The 17,542-nt window shown below is 57.1% G+C and carries 15 protein-coding genes; 8 read left to right on the forward strand and 7 right to left on the reverse strand.

The window, feature by feature from the left end; genetic code table 11:
* Nucleotides 1–357 precede the first annotated feature (357 nt).
* The 3 genes from katG to ACR0NN_RS17385 all read right to left on the reverse strand — a co-directional run bounded on the left by katG (nt 358) and on the right by ACR0NN_RS17385 (nt 4,782).
* Entirely contained in the window at nt 358–2,559 is a 2,202-nt protein-coding gene (gene katG / locus ACR0NN_RS17375) for a catalase/peroxidase HPI (protein WP_170722921.1), read from the reverse strand.
* Between the two features lie 335 nt (nt 2,560–2,894).
* Nucleotides 2,895–3,878, reverse strand: a complete 984-nt coding sequence (locus ACR0NN_RS17380) for a glycosyltransferase (RefSeq protein WP_170722918.1) — start codon at nt 3,876–3,878, stop codon at nt 2,895–2,897.
* A 46-nt stretch (nt 3,879–3,924) separates the two neighbouring features.
* The gene (locus ACR0NN_RS17385) at nt 3,925–4,782 is read right to left on the reverse strand and encodes an SDR family oxidoreductase (protein WP_170722912.1); all 858 of its coding nucleotides are present in this window, start codon (nt 4,780–4,782) and stop codon (nt 3,925–3,927) included.
* Nucleotides 4,783–4,869: 87 nt separating this feature from the next.
* Between ACR0NN_RS17385 and ACR0NN_RS17390 the strand changes: the two genes are divergently transcribed.
* Nucleotides 4,870–5,502 (forward strand): class I SAM-dependent methyltransferase, encoded by a 633-nt coding sequence (locus tag ACR0NN_RS17390; RefSeq protein ID WP_170722910.1) that lies wholly within the window; start codon nt 4,870–4,872, stop codon nt 5,500–5,502.
* Nucleotides 5,503–5,529: 27 nt separating this feature from the next.
* Here the strand turns inward: ACR0NN_RS17390 and ACR0NN_RS17395 are convergent, their stop codons facing one another.
* Both ACR0NN_RS17395 and ACR0NN_RS17400 read right to left on the reverse strand, forming a co-directional pair.
* On the reverse strand, nt 5,530–6,516 hold the full coding sequence (locus ACR0NN_RS17395) for a sterol desaturase family protein (RefSeq protein WP_170722908.1): 987 nt from the start codon (nt 6,514–6,516) through the stop codon (nt 5,530–5,532).
* A 25-nt stretch (nt 6,517–6,541) separates the two neighbouring features.
* A complete protein-coding gene (locus ACR0NN_RS17400; protein WP_480685211.1) occupies nt 6,542–7,297 on the reverse strand; it encodes a class II aldolase and adducin N-terminal domain-containing protein in 756 nt (251 codons plus the stop codon).
* Between the two features lie 118 nt (nt 7,298–7,415).
* Here ACR0NN_RS17400 and ACR0NN_RS17405 point away from each other — a divergent pair, with 118 nt between their 5' ends.
* From ACR0NN_RS17405 to msrA, 7 genes are all read left to right on the forward strand, one after another.
* Nucleotides 7,416–8,291, forward strand: a complete 876-nt coding sequence (locus ACR0NN_RS17405) for a LysR family transcriptional regulator (protein ID WP_170722903.1) — start codon at nt 7,416–7,418, stop codon at nt 8,289–8,291.
* Nucleotides 8,292–8,439: 148 nt separating this feature from the next.
* Nucleotides 8,440–10,242 (forward strand): adenine deaminase, encoded by a 1,803-nt coding sequence (gene ade, locus ACR0NN_RS17410; RefSeq protein ID WP_170722898.1) that lies wholly within the window; start codon nt 8,440–8,442, stop codon nt 10,240–10,242.
* Entirely contained in the window at nt 10,239–11,702 is a 1,464-nt protein-coding gene (locus tag ACR0NN_RS17415; protein WP_170722896.1) for an AMP nucleosidase, read from the forward strand. The genes ade and ACR0NN_RS17415 overlap by 4 nt, the downstream gene beginning before the upstream one ends.
* A gap of 130 nt (nt 11,703–11,832) precedes the next feature.
* Nucleotides 11,833–12,120 (forward strand): HU family DNA-binding protein, encoded by a 288-nt coding sequence (locus ACR0NN_RS17420; RefSeq protein ID WP_170684908.1) that lies wholly within the window; start codon nt 11,833–11,835, stop codon nt 12,118–12,120.
* A 111-nt stretch (nt 12,121–12,231) separates the two neighbouring features.
* Complete coding sequence (locus ACR0NN_RS17425; protein WP_170722894.1) at nt 12,232–13,119, forward strand: DMT family transporter; 888 nt, start codon at nt 12,232–12,234, stop codon at nt 13,117–13,119.
* A 294-nt stretch (nt 13,120–13,413) separates the two neighbouring features.
* Complete coding sequence (gene msrB / locus ACR0NN_RS17430; protein ID WP_170722892.1) at nt 13,414–13,860, forward strand: peptide-methionine (R)-S-oxide reductase MsrB; 447 nt, start codon at nt 13,414–13,416, stop codon at nt 13,858–13,860.
* On the forward strand, nt 13,860–14,372 hold the full coding sequence (msrA, locus tag ACR0NN_RS17435) for a peptide-methionine (S)-S-oxide reductase MsrA (RefSeq protein WP_170722890.1): 513 nt from the start codon (nt 13,860–13,862) through the stop codon (nt 14,370–14,372). Before msrB ends, msrA begins: the two co-directional genes overlap by 1 nt.
* Before the next feature lie 22 nt (nt 14,373–14,394).
* Here msrA and ACR0NN_RS17440 read toward each other — a convergent pair whose 3' ends face one another.
* Together ACR0NN_RS17440 and queG are read right to left on the reverse strand one after the other, a co-directional pair.
* Nucleotides 14,395–16,398, reverse strand: a complete 2,004-nt coding sequence (locus ACR0NN_RS17440) for a hydantoinase/oxoprolinase family protein (protein ID WP_170722887.1) — start codon at nt 16,396–16,398, stop codon at nt 14,395–14,397.
* A gap of 62 nt (nt 16,399–16,460) precedes the next feature.
* Nucleotides 16,461–17,498: a tRNA epoxyqueuosine(34) reductase QueG gene (gene queG / locus ACR0NN_RS17445; protein ID WP_170722885.1), complete on the reverse strand. Its 1,038-nt coding sequence runs from the start codon at nt 17,496–17,498 to the stop codon at nt 16,461–16,463.
* Between the last annotated feature and the right edge of the window lie 44 nt (nt 17,499–17,542).

Raw genomic sequence — 17,542 nt, forward strand, 5'->3', positions numbered from 1 at the left:
CCACCGTCTCTCCGATGCGTCCAACCGTCTTTCCAGTCCGTCAGGCCGTCTCAGCGACCCCAGCAACCGCCTCAGCAGCGCCGGTGAAGGGGTATTTACGGATTAGGTCTGGGACCTGCAACCCCCAATTTGAAAAAACTTCACATTTCTGGTCAGTTTCTTCTCTTCCTTAATAATAACAACAGGTTAACTTAATAATCCACCGTGCGATCCCGCCAACGAAAGGGTTGAAGATAAGGAATAGATCACCTTTCGGCGGAATCGTACCCAATGCTTGGTAGGCACCCCGGCGTCGGGCGAATGAAAACGCCGCCCGAGTTCTCTCGGGCGGCGCAAATCACTTCTATGATCGCCGGGTTACTTCAGATCGAAACGATCAGCGTTCATCACCTTGTTCCATGCGGAAACGAAATCGCAGACAAATTTACCACCCGCATCATCCTGACCATAGACTTCGGCCAGTGCCCGCAGCTGGGAGTTTGACCCAAAGACCAGATCCGCGCGGGTACCTGTCCACTTGACGTCACCGCTGGCACGGTCGCGACCCTCATAGACGCCTTCACCGGATGGTTTCCATTCGGTACCCATGTCTAGCAGATTTACGAAGAAATCGGTGCTGAGCGTACCAACCCGATCCGTAAGGACACCATGTGACGTGCCGCCAAAGTTTGTGCCCAGCACGCGCATCCCGCCGACAAGCGCCGTCATCTCGGGTGCTGACAGTGTCAGAAGTTGCGCTTTGTCCACCATCAGAGCCTCGGCCGGAACCGAGTATTCCTTGTGCAGGTAATTACGGAAACCGTCAGCGATGGGTTCCATCACGGCGAAGGAGTCGACATCTGTCTTTTCTTGCGACGCATCGGTGCGACCGGGAGTGAAGGGCACGTCAACGTCGTGGCCCGCCGCTTTGGCCGCCTGTTCGATAGCCGCAGCGCCACCTAGAACAATGACATCGGCCAACGAGACCTTCTTGCCACCCGATTGCGCGTCATTGAACGCGGTCTGCACGCCTTCCAGCGCATCCAGCGCCTTGGACAGTTTCAGCGGCTCGTTGACCTCCCAATCCTTCTGCGGGGCTAGGCGAATACGCGCACCGTTGGCGCCGCCACGCATGTCCGACCCACGGAAGGTCGAAGCAGAAGCCCAGGCGGTGGAAACAAGCTCTGAGACCGACAACCCGGTTGCAAGGATCTTGGCCTTCAGATCGGCCGCATCCGCATCGTCAATCAGGGCATGATCCACTGCAGGCACGTTATCCTGCCAAATGAGCTCTTCGGTCGGGGCTTCGTCACCCAGATAACGCGCACGCGGGCCCATATCGCGGTGGGTCAGCTTGAACCAGGCACGGGCAAAGGCATCAGCGAACTCGTCCGGATTTTCGTGGAAGCGCTTTGAGATCGGGCCATAGATCGGGTCCATACGCATCGCCATGTCAGCGGTGGTCATCATGGTCTTGACCTTTTTCGTCGCGTCGTGCGCAGCTGGGGCCATGTCTTCTTCTTTAACGCCCACTGGCTCCCAAATCCACGCACCTGCAGGGCTTTTGGTCAGGTTCCAGTCATAGCCAAACAGCAGATCGAAATAGCCGTTATCCCATTTGATGGGGTTCGCGGTCCAGGCGCCTTCGATCCCCGAGGTCGTGGTGTCGCCACCCTTGCCCGAGCCGAACTTGTTGATCCAGCCAAAGCCCATATCCTCGATTGGAGCTGCTTCAGGTTCGGGGCCAACCAGGTCGGGATCACCCGCACCATGGGCTTTGCCAAAGGTGTGGCCACCTGCGACCAGAGCCACAGTTTCTTCATCGTTCATTGCCATCCGACCAAAGGTGTCGCGGATATCTCGGCCTGACGCCAGAATGTCGGGCTGACCATCCGGGCCTTCAGGGTTCACATAGATCAGACCCATCTGGACAGCGGCCAGTGGGTTTTCCAGATCACGCTCGCCCGAATAGCGGCTGTGCGGATTCTCAGTCGGAGCAAGCCATTCGGTCTCGGCCCCCCAATAGATATCTTCCTCGGGTGCCCAGATGTCTTCGCGACCGCCAGAGAAACCAAAGGTCGTGCCACCCATGGATTCGATCGCGCAGTTGCCGGCCAGAATATACAGGTCAGCCCAGGAGATCTGGTTGCCGTATTTCTGCTTGATTGGCCACAGCAGACGGCGCGCTTTGTCGAGGTTGCCGTTATCCGGCCAGCTGTTCAGCGGCGCAAACCGCTGATTGCCGGTCGAAGCGCCGCCGCGACCATCCGCCGTGCGATAGGTGCCTGCGGCATGCCATGCCATGCGGATGAAGAAACCGCCATAGTGGCCGTAATCCGCAGGCCACCAATCCTGCGAATCCGTCATCAGCGCAAACAGGTCTTCTTTCAATGCTTTTAGGTCAAGCTTCTTGAACTCTTCGGCATAGTCGAAAGCCTCACCCATCGGGTTCGACGCAGGGCTACGCTGGTGAAGAATCGACAGGTTTAACTGGTTCGGCCACCAATCCCGATTGGTCCGGGCTTCGGCGCCATGCATTACCGGGCATTTGCCCATGTTGGGGGTATCACTTCCGTCCATATCGATCTCCAGTCCTAGCTAGATGTGTGCGTCGCGCGGTTAACTTTGAAACATGAAACAGGGGTTGCAAGTGCTTTTATTTCGACCACGGATTTGGGCATTTCGCGCGGTCGCGCAGAATGGCCCTGCATTGAGTGTGGGAAATGGCATTAACGACTCGGTCTTTCTGTTTGGGCTAGATTTAGCAAATCCAAGTCATTCATATAAGTTTTGTTTTTAGATGATATTGATAACTCAAAGCTATTGAATCGGCGTGCCAAGGCAACCCGCAAAAAACCTGCCTCCGCGGCGTCATAACTGCGCTTTATACCACTCGTTAATCTGTCAGCATAAAATCAGTGACCACTGACTTTCTTATACAGCGCGGATTTGTAGCCGAAGGGGATACCCAATACCCCGACCAGCCACCCAGCCGTTCGGGCGATCTGGATCAGCCGCTGGTCCGGTTGAAACGGAAACAACAAGATTGCCCCCAACAATGCGACCAAACGAAGAGGCGCGCTGAGAAATCCCAAAACGGCCTTGGCGGGTTTCTGATCAAGCTTGCGGCGCATATGGGTGTTAGACTGATCCCGCCCACGGGCGGCCTGGTACCAGAAAGATAAGCGCTCGGGCGGAATGGTCTCATACACAAAAGCATCAGGAACCCAGCCGACCGGCAATCCGGCGGCCACGGTCTCGGCATAGAATTTTGAGTCGGTTCCGCCTGTCATCCGCATGGTTTCATCGAACCAAAGACCGGCTTCGCTGAACAGGCGGGTTTCGCCCAACCAGTTGTTGGTCACGATGGTCACGCCGCCGGTATCGTTCAGATTGGCTTTCTTCGCGGCCGCATTCTCTTTGTCGAGGTATCGGTTGCTGATATTGCGCAACATCAGCCGCTGCATCGCCGTTTCCTGCCCCGTTGGCCCTGCCGCACGCAGTGGAGCACCCAGCAACACTGAAGAGCTAGCGCGATACCCCGCAACCAGCCGATCCAACCAATCGGGCGCGACCACCTCGTCATCATCAACAAAACACAGCAGGTCAGAGCCCTGCTGAATTGCTTCACGCGCGGCGCGGTTGCGTCCGAATGGAATCCCGGGCTCGGTTTCGAGGACATAATCCAGACCTGCGCCATTGGGCAGTACGTCTCCTATAGCCCGAATGGTTTCTTCGCTAAGCGGTTTGCTGTCGTTTTCCACTACAAGGCATCGCACCGAACAATTGGGCGGCAACGCCATCTCGCCCCAACTTTGGATCAACGCAGCCAGCATCTCGGGCCGCTGGCGGGTCAGGGTCGAAACGGTGATCTTAAGCGGGGCAGAGCGATCCTTCATCGCATCCCCTTACAACCCGCATCGGTTTCTTGACAAGGCAAGGCCGTCACAAGGTGCTGTTTTGATCTGACATCAGTGCCTCAAGCCCGACACGGTAATCCGGATAAAGCAATGTGATTCCCAGCTCATCCTTGATCCGATCATTCCGAACGCGTTTGTTTTCGTTATAGAAGCTGCGTGCCATCGGAGTCAGATCAGCCTCATCAAACGGAACGGCTGGTGGCAGTGGCAGCCCTTGAAGCTCGGCAGCATAGCCGATCACATCCTGGGGCGGCACCGGCTCATCATCGCAGACATTATAGATTACACCTGGATTGGGCTTGGCCATCGACGCCGTCAAAACCTGGGCGATGTCATCCACATGAATGCGCGAGAAAACCTGACCCGGCTTGATGATCCGCCGCAGCCCTCCGCGTTTGAGTTTCGAAAACGGCCCGCGACCCGGGCCATAGATACCTGCAAGGCGGAAAATATGCAGGGGCAGTCCCGGAATGTCCCTCCATTGCTGCTCGGCACGCACACGCCACCTGCCGCGCTCCGCCGTTGGTGTGGCGGGCGTTGTCTCGTCCACCCAGTTGCCCTGATGATCTCCATAGACGGCTGTGGTCGACAGATATCCGACCCATTCGAACTGCCCGGCATGTGCAACAATATCGTCTCTTAGCCCTGCCAGCACCGGATCGCCCTCAGCGTTCGGCGCGGTCGAAATCAGCAGATGTGTCACCCCGTCCAGATCAGGCCGCTCCCCAGGCCAAACACAAGGCTCCGCACCCGAGGCGCGGATGGCCTCAAGCTGCTGAGGATCGCGCGTGGTTCCGATGATGCGCCATGTCTTGGGATCAAGTCGCCGCGAGACAGCGCGCGCAGAATAGCCGTGGCCGAAGGAAAAGAGTGTCTGAGTCATACCCCTTTGATGATCCCCCCAATCCGGGGATGCAAGCGCCGGATGGACGCACTTGATTCGAATCCTCTGATGCGCATTCATTAATCCATGAGTAAGAAATCACCTGATCTGCACGCGGCTTATGCCCTGAAATCCCCCGAAGAGAACAAGCGCCTCTACGCGGAATGGGCCGGGGATTATGACGATAGCTTTGCGGCGCTCGAGGATTACCAGCTCCACATCCATACAGCACGCGCCTTTGTGGCCGCAGGCGGACAGGGTCCGGTGTTGGATGTGGGCGCAGGAACAGGGTTATGCGGTGCAATTCTGGCCGGGTTGGGTGTTGGCCCGATCGATGCCACTGATATCAGCGCCGAGATGCTGGATCAGGCTATGCGCAAGGATATCTATCGCGACGCGATTGAGGCTGATTTGAATCACGGTCTGCCTGTCCCGCGCGACAGTTATGCAGGCGTGGTTTCATCCGGCACATTCACCCATGGCCATCTGGGACCAGACGTTTTGCCAGCGCTGCTGCGCGTCGCGCGACCTGGCGCGCAATTCGCCCTGTCGATCAATGCCAAACACTTTGAGGCAATAGGGTTCGCTGATGCACTAAAGAGCCTGCAAGGGACACAGATCAGCAATCTTTCGCTGCCAGAGGTGCGCATTTATGGTGATTTGGCCGCTGGACCAAACAAAGACGACATCGCGCTGATCGCATTGTTTGAGAAGAACTGAAACAGACCCTGACACAGGTCTTTTTGCTCAAGTGTACATCTGCTTTTTGAACTCACGCGTCCGCTTTGTCGCTTCGGCCGTACCATCGTGATAGGTGCCAAACCATTTGTCGAAGGGAATCTCCGAGGTGCCATAGTTGCACTCAAAATACCGGTGATGCAGCTGGTGAAAGAAATCCCCGGCCCGCGCAGCATCTGTTTCGCCTGCTTTCAGCTTTTCGAATCCCGAATGGGACAGCACCGGGCTGATCTGCTGAAAATAGACGTGAAACAGCACATGCAGAGGATGCGAAGGCACGATCAGGTGGATGAAGTAGGTCGTGAAATAAAGCAGGTTTTCATACCAGTGGTTCGATATCCCCGACCAAGGCCCAATGTTGATGTTGCGGTGGTGCACGGCATGGACGTGTTTATAAAGCTTAGGATGATGTTCCAATCGGTGCACCCAATAGAAGTGGAGCCCTGACCACATCGGGATCAGCAGCATCCAGATCACAAACCATACGGGCGCAGCCGCCCAGGTTATGACCGGCACAAATCCATTCGCCATCGCCCAGTAGATCAGCCATTGATAGACCGTCGCCACGGTCATCGCGCTGCCCAATGTCCACCAGATATTATCCAGAACCTGATTGCGAAATGTAAAAGTTCCATTGTTGCGGGTCAGATCACGCCGGTCGAACTTTTTGTACATGCCCTGACCTTTGCGCATGTAAAGCCACCAATGCAGCCCACCTGCCACCAGAATCTGAGGCACCATGTTAAGCATCCAAATGCGGAACATCCATCCGGGCGCGAAGCTTTGCATTGCCTCTAATGGAGGCAAGAATGCAAAATACGCGATTAACGCAAATACCATGCAAAGCGTCAGGGACGTTAGCGGCAGCCAAGCCCCTCCGTACCAACTCAGGATAGCAGCAGGCCGTGGTGGCCAGTTAAATAGCGGGTTCAAACCAACCGGGCCTTCGGGGCGATAATTCCAGCGGGCAGCCTCTGCGTCGTTGACATCGGTCATGGCTGATACTCCTCAGCAGGTATAATCAGGTAGCGTAATCCGAACCTTCGGCGTCCAGAACAGCTTTGATCTCTCGCAGATGTGCTTCTGCCTGGCCGGGATAATCATCCAGTTCTTGCGCGGTTTTCTCGGCAATCTCATCTGACAGAACGCGCAAGGGTAACCCGGTCTGTAGCGCGCGAATGTATGTCTCGGCAGCGCGCTCGAAGTAATAGAGCCTATTAAAGGCGTCTGCAGGGTTTTCACCGATCACCAGAACCCCGTGATTGCCCATGATCATAACCTTCTTTTTCGGGTCAGAAAGCAGCGTAGCGCAGCGTTCGCCTTCGCTTTCAAACGCCAGACCTCCGAATTCTTCATCGATCGCGTAGCGGTTGAAGAAGGTCGCTGTGTTCTGATCAATTGGCGGCAGGGTGCTGTCTGCCAGCGAGGCGAGAACCGTCGCAAAGATCGAATGCACGTGCATCACACAGCGTGCATGAGGACAATGGCGGTGGATCGATCCGTGCAACCCCCAAGCGGTCGGGTCCGGTGCACCGGGCTGATCCATAACTTTCGGGTCATTGGCATCCAGCAACAGCAGATTGGACGCAGTGATGCGGGCAAAATGCATCTGATTGGCATTCATCAGGAACTTTGTGCCCTCGGCATTCACAGCCAAACTGAAATGGTTGGCTACGCCTTCATGCATATTAAGACGCTCCGTCCACCGGAAGGTGGCCGCCATATCCACACGTTCTGACCAATGATCAATGTTGGGGCGCAGGTTGGTGACACGCATGCCGGGCTCCTTAGCGAAATGTTCGCGACGTGCGGAAATCGTGCCTGCGCCGCAAAAGTTTGACCAACGAAAAAAACATGCCTAGTTCATTAGTAAAACTAATGGCGAGGTTATGCATATGCAGACACCCCTTCCACCGCTTGGTTGGCTGAGAACCTTCGAGGCCGCTGCCCGCCACCTGTCCTTCACGGGTGCAGCGCGGGATTTGAACATGACGCAAAGCGCGGTCAGCCAGCAGATAAAGTCGTTGGAGGGGTATCTGGGTCAGCCCTTGTTTCTGCGCCGGCCGCGCGCGCTGGAACTAACCGAGGCAGGGATCACCTATCTGCCGGTGGTGCGCGAGGCGTTTCGGACATTGATGCGGGGGACGCAGGCCGTCACAGGTGCGCAACAAAACGCGGTTCAGGTGCAAAGCAATATTACCTTTGCCGTTAACTGGCTTGCCCCGCGCCTGACCCGGTTTCGGGAACTGCATCCAGATATACATCTGAACATCTTCACTGAGCTCTGGGAACCTCGCGAAATGGCCGAGGGTGCAGCCGTGGAAATCCGCTATTCGTTGCGCCCCGCTGATACGGTGCGCACCGAATTACTGCGGACCGATCACTACTATCCTGTCTGTGCCCCGGAGTTTTCAGTGACGCTGGAGAACCTACAGAAACAACCCTTATTCGATTGCTCAAATTTGTTATCGAACTGGGAAAATTGGATTACAGATCAGGCTCTAACTTGGGAAAAACCTCAAGTAACTTATTCGACGACGTATCTGGTCAGCCTATCCGTTGCAATGGCGGGTGGGGGATTGTGTCTGGCGCATGATGTGATCGCAAAGCGTCTGATCGACGAGGGCCGACTGATCGCACCATTCAGCCACCGTGCCGTGATGCCCGAGGCTTATTATTTGCTGCTTTCCCCTCAGGCCGAAGAGACACCAGGAGCTGTTGCGTTCGCCGATTGGCTTCGCGCCGAGATTGAAGTTGATGCGCAGGTCTGAAATAAGCCCTCCCGCCCATCGTCAATGCCCTTTGGGCATCTCCTCTGGTTGGGCGTAGCAGCGCTAACGCGCTGCGGAGTTTGTGATGATACGGTGACACCTCACAGGTGGGGGTTGCACCTTCTGTCGCATTCGTGAAAGTTGGGCCATGGAATACACGCCCTTCCCAAGTTGGCCCGATACCGCCCCTCGTCTCATTGCAGTTGCAGCAGGCCGTGAGGCTGCTGATATGGTGATCCGTGGCGGCATTTGGGTAAATGTGCATAGCCGCGAAACCTTGCCCGATCATGACGTCGCAATCACTGCGGGGCGCGTGGCCTTTGTGGGACCGAACGCATCACATTGCATCGGAGCCGAGACTCAGGTCATCGAAGCCAATGGCCGCTATATGATCCCCGGCCTGTGCGACGCGCATATGCACATCGAATCAGGCATGCTGACCCCTGCCGAATTTGCCCGCGCTGTCATCCCGCATGGAACCACGTCCATGTTCACCGACCCGCATGAGATTGCCAATGTGCTTGGCCTTGAAGGCGTGCGCCTCATGCATGACGAGGCGCTGATGCAGCCCGTGAACATCTTCACCCAGATGCCGTCTTGTGCGCCTTCTGCGCCGGGGCTTGAGACCACAGGCTATGAGATCACCGCCGAGGATGTGGCCGAAGCGATGTCTTGGCCCGGCATTGTCGGGTTGGGTGAGATGATGAATTTTCCCGGTGTCATTCATGGCGACCCGAAGATGCTGGCCGAAATCGCGGCCACGCAGAGGACAGGGAAAACAGTGGGCGGACACTATGCTTCGCCCGATTTAGGGCCTGATTTTGCGGCATATGTTGCGGGTGGCCCCGCTGATGATCATGAAGGCACCTGCGAGGCCGACGCCATCGTTCGGGTCCGTCAGGGGATGCGGTCGATGATGCGGCTTGGATCGGCCTGGTATGATGTGGAAAGCCAGATCACCGCAGTAACCGAAAAGGGGTTGGACCCGCGGAACTTTATCCTGTGCACCGATGACTGCCATTCAGGAACGCTGGTCAATGATGGGCATATGAACCGTGTCGTGCGCCATGCGATTGCCTGCGGGTGCGATCCTCTGGTCGCCTTACAAATGGCGACGATCAACACGGCGACCCATTTTGGCCTGGAGCGCGAAATCGGCTCGATCAGTCCCGGTCGGCGTGCTGACATTATCCTGAGTTCGCACCTGACAGAGCTGCCGATCGAAACCGTGATTGCGCGCGGTCAGATCGTAGCTGAGGATGGGGCGGTGACAATCGACTGCCCGCATCTGAACTGGCCCGACAAGGCGCGGAATACCGTTCATTTGGGGCATGCGCTAACATCGACCGATTTTGAGATCGCAGCCCCTGCCGGAGCCAATCGTGTTATGGCCAATGTGATCGGCGTGGTTGAAAACCAAGCCCCCACACAAGCACTGAAATCCGAACTGCCCATCATCGAGGGGCTTGTCGAGGGCGAAGGCGATGTATGTCAGATCGCATTGGTCGAGCGACACCGCGCAACCGGAGGTGTGACGAATGCCTTTGTTGCGGGCTTCGGCTATCAGGGCAGGATGGCAATGGCCTCAACCGTGGCACATGACAGCCACCACATGATCGTTGTGGGCACCGACCGCGAACAGATGGCGCTGGCCGCGAACAGATTGGCCGAAGTAGGCGGAGGCATCACGATCTTCCGAGATGGTGAAGAATTAGCCCTGGTGGAACTGCCCATCGCAGGCTTGATGTCCGATAGCCCAGCTGCCGAGGTGGCTGCCAAAGCCGAAGCGATGGTCGAGGCGATGCAGGCCTGCGGTTGTCAACTTAACAACGCGTATATGCAGCACTCATTACTGGCACTGGTTGTGATCCCTGAACTACGGATCTCGGACCTTGGGCTGGTGGACGTACGCACATTTGAAAAGATCGATCTTCTGGAACCCCTTGCATGACAATCATAAGAACTCCTGACGTTCCTTCCCCTCAGACCTTTACCGACCCGGTAGCGGCAGTCGCCCGCCTGGAAGAGCTTTATAAACAGGCAACAGATTTCCTGTGCCACAATTTTGCGCAGGCCCTGGAGAACGGGACTCCAACCGAAAGATATCGCGCATTCTATCCGGAAATCCGTATCAAAACATCGTCTTACGCCCAGGTCGACAGCCGCCTAAGCTTTGGACATGTGTCCGAACCGGGTATGCACGCCACAACAGTGACGCGCCCCGATCTGTTCCGGTCTTATCTAACCCAGCAAATCGCGCTGTTGATCAAGAATCACGATCAGCCGGTAACTATCGGAGCCTCGGAAACGCCGATCCCGGTTCATTTTGCCGTGGCCAACAATCCAGATCTCATTGTCCCGCATCAGGGCGCTGCCGGTTTCACGTTGCGCGATGCGTTTGATGTGCCGGACTTGAATACAACCAACGATGACATCGTAAATGGCGTAAACGAGCCTGAAAACGACTCCGGGCCCCTTGCCCTGTTCACCGCGCAGCGCGTGGACTATTCGCTGGCGCGGCTGTCGCATTACACCGCAACCGACCCCGGCCATTTTCAGAACCATGTGTTGTTCACCAACTATCAGTTCTACGTCTCGGAATTCGAAAACTACGCGCGTGCGCAATTGGCCGATCCCGAAAGCGGGTATACCAGCTTTGTCTCGACCGGGAATGTCGAGATCACAGATGCCAAAGCTGCTATGGAAGAGCCGTTGAAGCTGCCGCAAATGCCCACCTACCATCTGAAACGTGCAGATGGCTCGGGGATCACCTTGGTCAATATCGGTGTCGGGCCGTCAAACGCCAAAACAGCCACTGACCACATTGCGGTGCTGCGCCCGCACGCCTGGTTGATGGTCGGACACTGCGCCGGGCTGCGCAATACGCAGGCGCTGGGAGATTTCGTTCTGGCCCATGCCTATCTGCGCGAAGACAAGGTGCTGGATGACGATTTGCCCGTCTGGGTGCCGATCCCCCCATTGGCTGAAGTTCAGGTCGCGCTAGAGCAGGCTGTGGCCGAAGTAACCGAGCTGGAAGGTTATGAGCTAAAGCGCATCATGCGCACTGGCACTGTTGCTTCGGTCGACAATCGCAACTGGGAATTGCGCGATCATTCCGGGCCGGTGCAAAGGCTCAGCCAATCGCGTGCGATTGCACTGGATATGGAAAGCGCAACGATAGCCGCCAATGGGTATCGGTTCCGGGTTCCCTACGGCACCTTACTGTGTGTCTCGGATAAGCCCTTGCATGGCGAATTAAAGCTTCCCGGCATGGCTTCGGCGTTCTATACCACTCAGGTCAGTCGTCATCTTGCGATCGGAATTCGGGCGATGGAGCATTTGCGCGGCATGCCGCTCGAGCGTTTACACAGCCGGAAATTGCGTTCCTTCGACGAAACGGCCTTTCTCTGAAGCAAAAAAGCAACGAATTCCCCCTATTTTTGGGGTTTTTGGTGCTACTATTCGTTGTGTTCGGCCACAATATCCCGTTACAGTTACGCGGTGAGGCCCTATAGATCGGGCACGTTAAGGAGACCAAGAAATGGCAAAGCCTATGACAAAGACTCAGCTGGTGGCTGCTCTCGCTGAGGAAATGGGAAGTGACAAGAAATCCGCAAACTCCGCGCTGGAGGCCATCACCGGCCTGATCACCCGCGAAGTTTCCGCTGGTGGTGCCGTGACTCTGCCCGGCGTTGGCAAAATCTACTGCCGCGAGCGCCCCGAGCGCATGGTGCGCAACCCCGCCACCGGTGAGCAGTTCAAGAAAGAGGCTGACAAAGTGGTCAAAATGACCATCGCGAAAGCTCTGAAAGACAGCGTCAACGGCTAATTCGCCGAAGACAGAGCATAAGATCAAAGGGGTCGCCAACAGGCGGCCCCTTTTCCTTGCGGTTGATGTCAAAATCGGAAACAGTCGCCCGAATTCTATCAGGAGGCCGAAATGGATCTGCGCGCCATTGCCATGGGGCTTGTCTTTGCCCTGATATGGTCTTCGGCGTTTTCGTCGGCGCGGATCATCGTTGCGGATGCCTCGCCTCTGTTTTCTCTGGCCTTGCGATTCCTCATATCGGGTTTGCTCGGCGTCGTAATAGCGCGCGCCTTGGGACAAAGCTGGCATCTGTCACGCAATCAGTGGCGCGCCACAATCCTGTTCGGAATATGCCAAAATGCCCTTTATTTGGGTCTGAACTTCTATGCGATGCAAACGGTCGAAGCCTCGGTCGCCGCGATCATCGCATCAACCATGCCGCTGTTGGTTGCATTGGCTGGATGGCTGGCGCTGGGTGAACGGATGCGTCCGCTGGGCATCACGGGCCTGCTCGCTGGTTTTATCGGGGTCGCCTTGATCATGGGCAGTCGGATCAACGCAGGGGTCGATCTGTTCGGTGTTCTGCTCTGCGGGATTGGGGCCCTAGCTTTGACGTTCGCAACCCTTGCAGTGCGGGGGGCGACGTCGGGCGGAAACTTTATGATGGTTGTCGGGCTTCAAATGCTGATCGGTTCAACTGTGCTGTTTCTTGCCGCCCCAGTGTTCGAAACGATCCATATCCACCTTACACTGCCATTTGTTCTGGCTTTCACCTACACCACCCTGTTCCCCGGCCTGCTGGCGACCTTCCTCTGGTTTCTTCTGCTGGACCGAATCGGAGCAACGCGCGCAGCGACGTTCCACTTCCTCAATCCCGTATTCGGCGTTGCAATTGCCGCCATCCTCTTGGGCGAAAAGCTTGGTGCAATGGATCTGTTGGGGGTCGCAATCACGACCTTGGGCATTCTTGCGGTGCAGCTGTCACGAGACCCGGGGCAGCGCAGCAACGCCTCAGCCTGATCGATCAGCTTTCAAGCATCCGGCATAGGGCCGGATCAGTAATTGGCGGCTATCTTGCCACCTTGGACATCAGGAACTAGGTGGTCTCCATCGCGACCTGGACGGCCTTGCCCAACAAAATCAGATCGGTCGCCAAAGCCATGCGCAACATCTTATCGCCTCCTGCTATTCTGGAGTCGCGACAAGGAGCTGATTGTGTGAATCGCACAGACTCTTGATCAGATTGAAATATGATTTTGAATTTCCCCAGGATGTGCCCAAATAGTGCACCACAATCCTAACACCGGAGGATCCATGCCCCGTTATTCCAAAGACCCCGAGGTCATTGCGGCCCTCTCACCAGAAGAGTTTCACGTCACCCAGCGCAGCGGCACCGAACGCCCGGGCACCGGCAAGCTGTTGAACAACAAAGAACCTGGCATCTATGTGGACATCGTGTCGGGCGAGCCATTGTTTGCCTCGACCCACAAATACGAATCCGGCTGCGGCTGGCCCAGTTTTACCAAGCCGATCATCCATGAACATGTTGAAGAGTTCCGCGATACGACCCATGGCATGATCCGGACCGAGGTCCGCTCGAAACACGGGGACAGCCATCTGGGCCATGTCTTCCCGGATGGTCCTCGCGAACATGGTGGGCTACGATATTGCATCAATTCCGCCTCGCTGCGGTTCATCCATCGCGATGAGATGGAGGCCGAAGGCTATGGCGAATTTCTGATCCATGTGGAGGACATCTGATGACCGATGAACGCGCCGTTCTGGCCGGAGGTTGCTTTTGGGGCATGCAGGACCTGATCCGCAAATTGCCCGGCGTTTCCCGCACTCGTGTCGGCTATACCGGCGGCGACGTGCCCAACGCCACTTATCGCAACCATGGCACCCATGCCGAAGGGATCGAAATCTGGTTTGATTCCAGCCAGATCACCTATCGTGAACTGCTGGAGTTCTTCTTTCAGATCCACGATCCCACCACCCTGAATCGTCAGGGCAATGACCGTGGGATGAGCTATCGTTCAGCCATCTATTACGTGGACGATGCCCAGAAACAGGTGGCCGAAGACACGATCGCCGATGTGAATGCCAGCGGTATCTGGCCCGGGAGGGTCGTGACCGAGCTGGAGCCCGTCGGCGATTTCTGGGAAGCCGAGCCCGAGCATCAGGATTACCTTGAGCGCATCCCCAACGGCTATACCTGCCACTTCCCGCGCCCGGACTGGGTTCTGCCCAAACGGTCCAGCGCGGCAGAGTGAATGATCTGGTAGCCCTTCGGGGCTACCCGACCGCCACCCGAGGTCGCCCGCTGGCCTCAACCGTGATCATCGCCTCAACAAATACTTCCTGCGATTCAACCTTGGCGGTGCGGATGTCGCGGTCGACGGTTACGCGAATGTCCTCAGCACCAGCGTCCCGTACGGCCCCTTCGGCCTCACCCCGCAGCGCGTCCTCGAGAACCTGCAAAGCAGAGGTGGAATCCGAGAAATCTTGCGGGCCTTCTTCCAGATGCACCCGATATCGGCCCTCAGCCGGTGAGGTCACCGATCCCGTGCGACGCAAGGTCAGTCGTCCGACAACAGCCCCGATTGCATTGGCGACGCCGGCATGTTCCGGCAGAACCATTTTACAATGCAGACGCTTACCAACCGCCGGGTAATAGCTGGGGGCAGATGCGCCGAGCCCCACCACATCCACATTCAGTGCCGCATCCAGCGCAAGCAATCCACGGTGTTTTGCCAGCCCACGCTGCGTCAAGACATGCCGCGCAAGATCTTTGGCAGGCAGGCCAAAATCGTCGCTTTCCTCGGCAAAAGCAGTCTCTAACAAGGTCAATGCGGTCTGTTCGGTCAATTGGTCGACAATGACCTGAGCCAGAGCTTCAGGAGACTGCGCAAGCTGGTCACCCGATCCAACCCGCTTACGTGCCATCAGTTCCAAAGCTTTCAGCGCGGCCGCGCGATCCCAATCGTCAAGTCGCCCCAGTACATGGCTGGCATCCGACGGTGTCACGCCCGAGACCTGCACGATCCCGCGGTCGACCAGACGGGTCAGCGCACCATGCTCCATCCTAGTCTGTAGTAGTTTGCTAAGCGAAACGACCCGATCCGCCAACCGATCCAACAAAACAGCTTCACGCGGGCCTACCCCGTCAGCGGGGATCCCAGGGACCCGGCGCGCAAACCGAGTATCGTGTTCACCCACGGTCGTCGCACGCAATTGCTCATCCAACGCAGCATGAACAATCTCTGGGGCCTCGGCAGCGATCAGCGACACCGGCAGCACCCGGCGCGGCCCAAGGAAAACACCGCCGCCCAAGCCTTCGGTCACCACATGAACCTGACTATCGCCGCCCAAGCCATGGGTGCGCATGGCAACGGCCTCAACCATGGTTCGAAATCCGCCCACTTGCGCACCCGCAGGATCGATTGCTGGCTTGCCGTCACGGATCAGCGCCACATCGGTTGTTGTGCCGCCAATGTCGGAAACCAAGGCGTTCTCGGCCTCGGTCAACCAACGCGCCCCGACAATCGAAGCCGCAGGACCACTGAGGATTGTCTCAATCGGTCGCTCCCGCGCTTGCTCGGCGCTCATCAGCGCGCCATCGCCCCGCACGACCATCATGGGCGCGCTGATGCCCTGGGCTTGCAACTGATCTTGTGCCCGCCCGATCAACCGATCGATCATCCCGATCAACCGCGCATTCAGCACCGCCGTCACGGCCCGTTTTGGCCCGTTCAGCTTGGCCGACAGGTGATGAGAGCACGTCACCGGAACACCCGCACGTTCGGTAATCACACGCGCCACTTCCAGTTCATGTGCCGGATTTCTGGTCGCAAACTGCGCTGCAACCGCGTAACCGGAAATACCTGTGTGTGAGTCTAAAAAGGCTTCAAGCGCCTCAATGTCCAACTCTGCGACCTGCCCTCCGGCGTGGTTGTGCCCCCCTGCCAACACCAAAGCCGGATCACCTTTCAATGCGTCTTTCAGCCCATGCTTCTCAAGATCACTATCCCGGAACCCGACATAGATAAGCGCGACGCGCCCACCCTGTCCCTCAACCAGCGCGTTCGTGGCCAAGGTGGTCGACAACGACGCCATACCGATCTGGTCCGGGGCCACGCAGGCAGTCTCAAGCACTGCCGAAACCGCTCGGCTGACACCAATCGCAAGGTCCGCCCGCGTGGTCAGGGACTTGGCCGAGGCGATCACCTCGCGCTCATCCCGGATTAGCACCGCATCCGTGTAAGTTCCGCCCGTATCCACCCCCAAAGCCAGCGCCATCGGGTCCTCCATCTGTTCGCCAAAATCGGGTGTAGCGTTTTCTTGCGGCGCGTCCAGCCTGTTTACGACAACCGAGCTGTTGCCCAGCGCGCAGCATCTGCCACGGTCATATCAGGATCGTCGGTTAATCCCTGCGCAATTGACAGCAACGCCGAATCGCCGGAATTCCCAATCGCGTACAGAACGTTTCGCACAAACCGATCCCGCCCGATCCGTTTGATCGGCGAACCAGAGAATTTTTTCCTAAATGCCGCATCATCCAACTGTGCCAGCTCGGCGAGCGGGGGCGCTTTCAATTCGTCCCGCGCAGCATAGCGAACATCGCTGGCCGCCACCGCAAATTTGTTCCAAGGACACGCAGCCAAACAATCATCGCAGCCATAAATTCGATTGCCCATTAGCGCCCGCAACTCTTCGTTCACAGGTCCCTTATGTTCGATGGTCAGATACGAGATACAGCGTCGTGCATCCAACTGATAAGGCGCTGGGAAAGCAGCGGTGGGGCATGCCGTCAAACAAGCACTGCACGATCCACAATGGTCAACTTCTGCGCCGTCCACGGGCAGGTCTAATGTCGTAAAAACGGACCCTAAAAAGGCCCAATTCCCCCAATCCTGACTAACCAGATTGGTGTGTTTGCCTTGCCACCCCAACCCAGCGGCCTGCCCCAGCGCCTTCTCGGGTACAGGGGCGGTGTCCACAAAAACCTTCACCTCACCCCCGCCCTCGGCAATCAACCATCGCGCCAGTCGCTTGAGGCGTTTCTTGACCAAATCATGATAGTCCTTGTTCTGCGCATAAACCGAGATCGCCCCCAATTCGGGATGCGCCAAAACCTCTGTCGGATCATGTTCGGGCGTGTAACTCTCGGCCAGCATAATCACCGCCCGCGCCTCAGGCCACAGCACCGATGGATCGCCGCGCCAATGGCTTCGCTCAGCCATCCAACCCATCTGCCCATGAAAACCAGCCTTCAGAAACGCATCCATCCGTTCGGGCACCTCAGGCACATCCCACGGACGGCACACCCGGCAGGCCACAAACCCTTCGCTCAAGGCCTGTTCCACCAACCGCTCTTTCAACTCTGATCCGCTCTTCATCTGGCCAAAAATATCCTCGGGGGTGAATTGGCCCAATGGGCCAA

The sequence above is a fragment of the Ruegeria sp. BA2 genome (assembly GCF_056539605.1).

Coding starts and splice junctions, on each gene's coding strand:
- ACR0NN_RS17400 (WP_480685211.1), bottom strand. CDS start 7,297: ATGCGTGTCACCAACCTGCGCCCCAACATTGATCATTGGTCAGAACGT.
- ACR0NN_RS17440 (WP_170722887.1), bottom strand. CDS start 16,398: ATGGCGCTGGCTTTGGGGGTGGATACGGGCGGAACTTACACGGATGCG.
- ACR0NN_RS17415 (WP_170722896.1), top strand. CDS start 10,239: ATGACAATCATAAGAACTCCTGACGTTCCTTCCCCTCAGACCTTTACC.
- ACR0NN_RS17390 (WP_170722910.1), top strand. CDS start 4,870: ATGAGTAAGAAATCACCTGATCTGCACGCGGCTTATGCCCTGAAATCC.
- katG (WP_170722921.1), bottom strand. CDS start 2,559: ATGGACGGAAGTGATACCCCCAACATGGGCAAATGCCCGGTAATGCAT.
- ACR0NN_RS17425 (WP_170722894.1), top strand. CDS start 12,232: ATGGATCTGCGCGCCATTGCCATGGGGCTTGTCTTTGCCCTGATATGG.
- ACR0NN_RS17385 (WP_170722912.1), bottom strand. CDS start 4,782: ATGACTCAGACACTCTTTTCCTTCGGCCACGGCTATTCTGCGCGCGCT.
- queG (WP_170722885.1), bottom strand. CDS start 17,498: ATGAAGAGCGGATCAGAGTTGAAAGAGCGGTTGGTGGAACAGGCCTTG.
- ACR0NN_RS17420 (WP_170684908.1), top strand. CDS start 11,833: ATGGCAAAGCCTATGACAAAGACTCAGCTGGTGGCTGCTCTCGCTGAG.
- ACR0NN_RS17395 (WP_170722908.1), bottom strand. CDS start 6,516: ATGACCGATGTCAACGACGCAGAGGCTGCCCGCTGGAATTATCGCCCC.
- ACR0NN_RS17405 (WP_170722903.1), top strand. CDS start 7,416: ATGCAGACACCCCTTCCACCGCTTGGTTGGCTGAGAACCTTCGAGGCC.
- ade (WP_170722898.1), top strand. CDS start 8,440: ATGGAATACACGCCCTTCCCAAGTTGGCCCGATACCGCCCCTCGTCTC.
- ACR0NN_RS17380 (WP_170722918.1), bottom strand. CDS start 3,878: ATGAAGGATCGCTCTGCCCCGCTTAAGATCACCGTTTCGACCCTGACC.
- msrB (WP_170722892.1), top strand. CDS start 13,414: ATGCCCCGTTATTCCAAAGACCCCGAGGTCATTGCGGCCCTCTCACCA.
- msrA (WP_170722890.1), top strand. CDS start 13,860: ATGACCGATGAACGCGCCGTTCTGGCCGGAGGTTGCTTTTGGGGCATG.